At 59.8% G+C, this 5,690-nt stretch carries 6 protein-coding genes; all 6 read left to right on the top strand.

Annotated elements, in window-relative coordinates; genetic code table 11:
- The first annotated feature begins 9 nt into the window (after positions 1-9).
- The 6 genes from rnr to rplI all read left to right on the top strand — a co-directional run bounded on the left by rnr (position 10) and on the right by rplI (position 5,497).
- On the top strand, positions 10-2,571 hold the full coding sequence (gene rnr / locus ACW8F6_RS02505; RefSeq protein WP_491574264.1) for a ribonuclease R: 2,562 nt from the start codon (positions 10-12) through the stop codon (positions 2,569-2,571).
- Positions 2,568-3,311 carry a 23S rRNA (guanosine(2251)-2'-O)-methyltransferase RlmB gene (rlmB, locus tag ACW8F6_RS02500; protein ID WP_491574263.1) on the top strand — a complete coding sequence of 248 codons (744 nt, stop codon included), beginning with the start codon at positions 2,568-2,570 and terminating at the stop codon, positions 3,309-3,311. The genes rnr and rlmB overlap by 4 nt, the downstream gene beginning before the upstream one ends.
- A gap of 134 nt (positions 3,312-3,445) precedes the next feature.
- Positions 3,446-3,883 carry a 30S ribosomal protein S6 gene (gene rpsF, locus ACW8F6_RS02495; protein WP_491574262.1) on the top strand — a complete coding sequence of 146 codons (438 nt, stop codon included), beginning with the start codon at positions 3,446-3,448 and terminating at the stop codon, positions 3,881-3,883.
- Between the two features lie 11 nt (positions 3,884-3,894).
- A complete protein-coding gene (gene rpsR / locus ACW8F6_RS02490) occupies positions 3,895-4,122 on the top strand; it encodes a 30S ribosomal protein S18 (RefSeq protein WP_183911075.1) in 228 nt (75 codons plus the stop codon).
- Positions 4,123-4,158: 36 nt separating this feature from the next.
- Positions 4,159-5,016, top strand: coding sequence for a hypothetical protein (locus tag ACW8F6_RS02485; RefSeq protein WP_491574261.1), 858 nt, complete (start codon positions 4,159-4,161; stop codon positions 5,014-5,016).
- A gap of 34 nt (positions 5,017-5,050) precedes the next feature.
- Positions 5,051-5,497 carry a 50S ribosomal protein L9 gene (gene rplI, locus ACW8F6_RS02480; RefSeq protein WP_491574260.1) on the top strand — a complete coding sequence of 149 codons (447 nt, stop codon included), beginning with the start codon at positions 5,051-5,053 and terminating at the stop codon, positions 5,495-5,497.
- Positions 5,498-5,690: the final 193 nt, after the last annotated feature.

The following is a 5,690-nucleotide window of genomic DNA, read 5'->3' as shown; positions in this document are numbered from 1 at the left end:
GAAAGAGTATTGATCAAGAAACGATCCACTAAGCAAGACCCCTTCGCCCGCCGAGAGGCCGACAAATACGAAAACCCCATCCCCAGTCGCGAATATATCGCCGAGCTTTTAAATAACGCCAACGGCCCGCTGACCTACGATGAAGTGGCATTTGCCCTGAATTTGACTTCCGACGACGATCGCGAGGCCCTGCGCCGCCGCTTGATCGCGATGGAGCGCGACGGCCAATTGATTACCAACCGCAAAGGCGGTTACGCGGTCATTAATAAAGTCGACCTGATTCGCGGTCGCGTGCAGGGCCATAAAGACGGCTATGGCTTTCTGATCCCCGCCGAGGGCGGCGAGGATATCTATTTATACAACCGCCAGATGCGCAAAGTGTTTGATGGCGACGAAGTGCTGGTGCGTATTAGCGGTACCGACAACCGCGGCCGCACAGAGGGCGTTATCGTGGAAGTGATTGCTCACAACACCAATCAGGTGGTGGGGCGCTTGGTGCACGAGCAGGGCGTGGCGTTTGTGCGGCCGGAAAACCCCCGCATACTGCACGACATACTGGTGGCCCCCGACGATTTATCCGGCGCGGCCGACGGCCAGATGGTGGTGGTAGAAATCACCTGTCAGCCCGGCCGCAAGCAGAACCCGCAGGGCCGCGTGATGGAAGTGCTGGGCAACCATATGGCGCCGGGTATGGAAATCGATGTGGCTATTCGCGCCCACGGCATCCCCCACATGTGGCCGTCGGCGGTGCGCAAAGAGGCCGAGGCCATCGCGCCGGAAGTCTTGGAGCAAGATAAACAGGGCCGGGTGGATGTACGTCATCTGCCCTTTGTTACCATCGATGGCGAAGATGCGCGCGACTTTGATGACGCCGTCTACTGCGAGCCCAAAAAATCGGGCGGCTGGCGGCTGTTCGTGGCCATCGCCGATGTCTCCCACTATGTAACGGTGGGCTCGGCCCTGGACCAAGAGGCGGTGGTGCGCGGTAATTCTGTGTACTTCCCGGATTTTGTGGTGCCTATGCTGCCCGAGGCCCTGTCCAACGGCCTGTGCTCGCTTAACCCCCAGGTTGACCGCCTGTGCATGGTGTGCGAGATGACCATCTCCAGCGCCGGTAAAATCAGCGGCTATAAGTTTTACGAAGGGGTGATGCACTCCCACGCACGGCTCACCTACAACCAGGTGGGCGAGGCCTTGGCGGCCGACGTGGACTCGCGCTCCACTGGCCGCAAAATTGTGGACACCCTGCTTGGGCGCAAGCGCAAAGAGCTGGGTGCGCTGGGCGAGCGGATGCCGCAAATCCGCGAATTGCACCGGCTGTACCGGGCCCTGCGCAAGGCGCGCGACGAGCGCGGTGCCATCGATTTTGAAACCGTTGAAACCCGCATCATTTTCAATCGCGAGCGAAAAATTGACCGCATAGTGCCGGTGGTGCGCAACGATGCCCACAAGTTGATCGAAGAGTGCATGCTGGCGGCCAATGTGTGCGCCGCGCGTTTCCTCGATAAGCACAAGATTCCGGGCCTGTACCGGGTGCACAAGGGACCCGCTGATCAGAAGCTGGAAAACCTGCGCGAATTCCTGGGCGAGCTCGGCCTGGATCTGCCGGGCGTGGGCGCGCCGACGCCATCGGATTACCAGTCGGTACTGCAGGCCATCGAGGGCCGGCCCGATGCCAATGTGATTCAAATGGTAATGCTGCGCAGCCTCAGCCAAGCCGTCTACCAGCCGGAAAATGGCGGCCACTTTGGCCTGGGCTACAGTGCCTACGCGCACTTCACCTCGCCCATTCGCCGCTACCCCGATTTGCTGGTGCACCGCGCCATTCGCGCCGTCATTCGATCGAGCCAAGATAGCAATCAGGTGGTGCGGGTTAAGGGTGTCGCGCCGCTGCCCAAGGCAAAAATCTACCCCTACAACCTGGACGATCTGCTGGTGTTGGGCGAGGGTTGCTCGCTCACCGAGAGGCGCGCCGACGATGCCACGCGCGATGTAATGAGCTGGCTGAAATGCGAGTACCTGCAAGATCGGGTGGGTGAAAACTTCGAGGGCGTGGTCAGCGGTGTCACCGGCTTTGGCCTGTTTGTGGAGCTAAAAGAGTTGCACACCGATGGCCTGGTGCATGTCACCAGTCTGCCGCACGACTACTACCACCACGACGCCGCCCATCACCGCATGGTGGGCGAGCGCACGCGCCAGGTGTTCCAGTTGGGCGACGAGCTGGAGGTCAAAGTGGTGCGCGTTGATCTAGACGAGCGCAAGGTGGACTTTGAGCTGGTGCAGGTGCTGAACAAGCGCAAGCCCGGCCCCACTAAGAAGGGCGCTAAAAGCCTGCGTCAGGACGTTAAGAAAAAGGGTCGCGCGCGCGCCGACAAGGCCGACGCCAAGCCCGCGCGGGGCGGTCGAGCCAAGCCGGCGGCCAAGGCCGGTGGCAAGGTGCGCGGCGCTGCAACCAAGGCGACCACGGCCAAATCTGAAAAAACCGGCAAGCGCAAAGCCAGTGGCGCAGCCAAGCCCGGCGGTAAAGCTGCCGCGCGTAAAACCTCAGCGAAACCCCGTAAACGCACATGAAAACAGAGTTGATCTACGGCCTGCACTCGGTGCAGGCGCTACTGAAAAGCGCGCCTCAGCGCATTCGCAAATTGATGCTGCTCACGGGCCGCGACGACCAAAAGCTGCAAAAGGTCGTGAGCTTCGCCGAGCGCGAGGGTATCAGCCTTGAGCGCTGGAGCCGGGCCAAGCTGGATGCCCTGGTGGACGGCAATCACCAGGGCGTCGTGGCCGAGTGCGATCCCGGCGAGGTGCACGACGAAGCGTTTCTGCTTAAGTTGATCGAGCGGCTCGAGGCGCCGGCCTTCCTGCTGGTATTGGACGGCGTGACCGATCCACACAACCTGGGCGCCTGCCTGCGCAGCGCCGAGGCCGCCGGCGTGCACGCGGTGATTGTGCCCAAGGACAACTCCGCCAGCCTCACGGGTGTGGCCCGCAAGGTGGCCTGCGGCGCCGCCGAGGTGTTGCCGCTGGTGCCAGTCACCAATTTGGCGCGCACCCTCAACAAGCTGCGCGACGCCGGGGTCTGGTTTCAGGGCGCGGCCGGCGAGGCCACCGTCAGCCTGTACCAAGCCGATTTAACCGGCCCGCTGGGCATCGTTATGGGCGCCGAGGGCGACGGCCTGCGCCGCCTGACCCGCGAAACCTGCGATGGCCTAATCAGCATCCCCATGGCGGGCGAGGTGTCTAGCCTGAATGTGTCGGTGGCCACTGGCGTCTGCCTGTTCGAGGCGGTGCGCCAACGCCGCGCGGGCCGCTAGCGGACTGATTGATCAAACTTGCATCACTTGCCGGCCTCGCATACAATGCGCGGCCCTAAAACTGGCTGGATTTTGTCCAGCTCTCCTTGCCTCACCGCAATTGTGTGGGAGGCGTAACCCGTAAGGAGCTATAAATGCGTCATTACGAAATCGTTTTTCTGGTTCATCCGGACCAGAGCGAGCAGGTGCCCGGTATGATCGAGCGCTACACCGCTACCATCACTCAAGATGGCGGTCAGGTGCATCGTTTGGAAGACTGGGGTCGTCGCCAGCTGGCCTACTCCATCAACAAGATTCACAAAGCTCACTACGTTCTGATGAACGTCGAGTGCAGTGAAGCTGCTTTGGAAGAACTGAACACCAACTTCCGTTACAACGACGCCGTTCTGCGTAACCTGGTGATCCGTCAGGACGAAGCTATCACCGAAGAATCCCCCATCATGAAAGCCGAGAAAGAAGGTCGCGAGCGCAAGCACCGTGCCGACACTCGCCGCGACACGCGCAATGATGCGGATGAATCAAACGACAGCGACGACAATAGCGACGCTGACGAAGACAGCACTGACGAATAAGGAGTTCCACCATGGCACGTTTTTTCCGTCGTCGTAAGTTCTGCCGTTTCAGCGCCGAAGGCGTGAAGCAGATCGACTACAAAGATCTGGAAACTCTGAAAGCATATGTTTCAGAAACCGGCAAGATTGTTCCAAGCCGTATTACCGGTACCAAGGCCAAGTACCAGCGTCAGTTGGCAACCGCGATCAAGCGCGCGCGCGTTCTGGCCCTGCTGCCTTACACCGACAGCCACGAGTAAGACCGTTTTAGCGTGCAGGCACTGCTGGAATTCATTATGCGTGGCCGTCTTCAGGCGGCAACCGTAGCGTTAATCGGCAGCTGGTTTCCACTGGTCAGTCCGGCCGTGGTTGCCTTGGTCAGTCTGCGCAAGGGCGCCTATGAGGGCTCCCTGACCCTGGTGTGGGCCATGATGCCCGCCCTGTTTACCCTGGTGTTAGCGAGTCAGGGTGTGAGCGACATGGGGCCGTTGATGCCCTTTGTTACCTTAATCGGATTGTTGGTCGTGTTTTTGGCGGCCCAGGTGTTGCGATTGACCATTTCTTGGTCGCGTGCACTGACCGGTTTAGTGGCGCTGTCGGTGGCGGGCGCCTGGGTGTTGGCAATCACTTTGCCAAACCCGGTGCAAAGCCTGACCGACGCGCTGGGTAACTTGATGCGGGAGCTGCAGTCAAACGCGCCAGAAGGCGCACCGATTGCTAGCCCCGACGGCACCTTTGTGCTGGGCCTCATTGCCTATGTGCTGGCGTTAAGCAGCCTGGGCAGTGTGTTGTTGGCCCGCTGGGCACAGGCAAAGCTGTATAACCCCGGCGGTTTTCGCCAGGAGTTTCACCAGCTGCGCCTGGCACCGGTTCAAGCCTTGGTGTGCGCGGCGGCCGCGGTTTACTGCCTGATGCAACCTGCGGGTTACCAGGCGTGGGCCAGCGTATTTTCGCTGCCACTGTTGCTTGCGGGTATCGCGTTGATTCATGCCATTGTGCATGCGCGCAAAATGGCCGTTACCTGGCTGGTGATGTTGTATATCGGGCTCTTTTTAGTGGGGCCCTTGACTGTCGCCATCGCCTGTCTGGGTATAGCCGACACGTGGTTAAACTTACGTAATCGTTTGAACGTGAATCCACCTTCCAACGATTGATGCAATCGAATTGCAAATTTAGAGGAATACCGAGATGGAAGTTATTCTGCTCGAAAAAGTAGGCAAACTGGGCAAAATTGGCGACAAAGTTGTTGTTAAGTCTGGTTATGGCCGCAATTTCCTGCTGCCGCAGGGTAAAGCAATCATGGCAACTGCAGCGAATGTTGCAGAGTTCGAAGCCCGTCGCGCCGAACTGGAAGCAGCCGCTGCCGCGAAATTGGCTGAAGCGGAAGCCCGCGCCGCCAAGGTGAACGAGCTGGCCATTACCATTGAAGCCAATGCTGGCGACGAAGGTAAGCTGTTTGGTTCTATCGGTACACGCGACATCGCCGATGCCGCGACTGCCGCAGGTGTTGAAATCGACAAGTCTGAAGTTCGTCTGCCCGAGGGCGCCCTGCGCGAAGTGGGTGAGTACGAAATCGACGTGCAGGTTCACACCGACGTTACCGCTACATTGAAGCTGTCTGTCGTTCCCGAATAAGGACTGACTGGGTCGCCGGATTCCGGCGGCTGGGCCTCAGGGCCCACTGCTTATGGCTTCGGCCGCGAACGGGCACTGTGCTGTACTGACTCAGGTTGGTGCCAGCTCAGTGCCCGTTTTGCTTGGGCACCGGTGCGCGACCTATGGGCCGGCACAGGGGTGCTCAGTATTAGCCATTTTGTTTTAGGGGCGT

This window comes from Simiduia sp., assembly GCF_058345725.1.
This window is presented reverse-complemented; position numbering and strand designations above follow the sequence as displayed.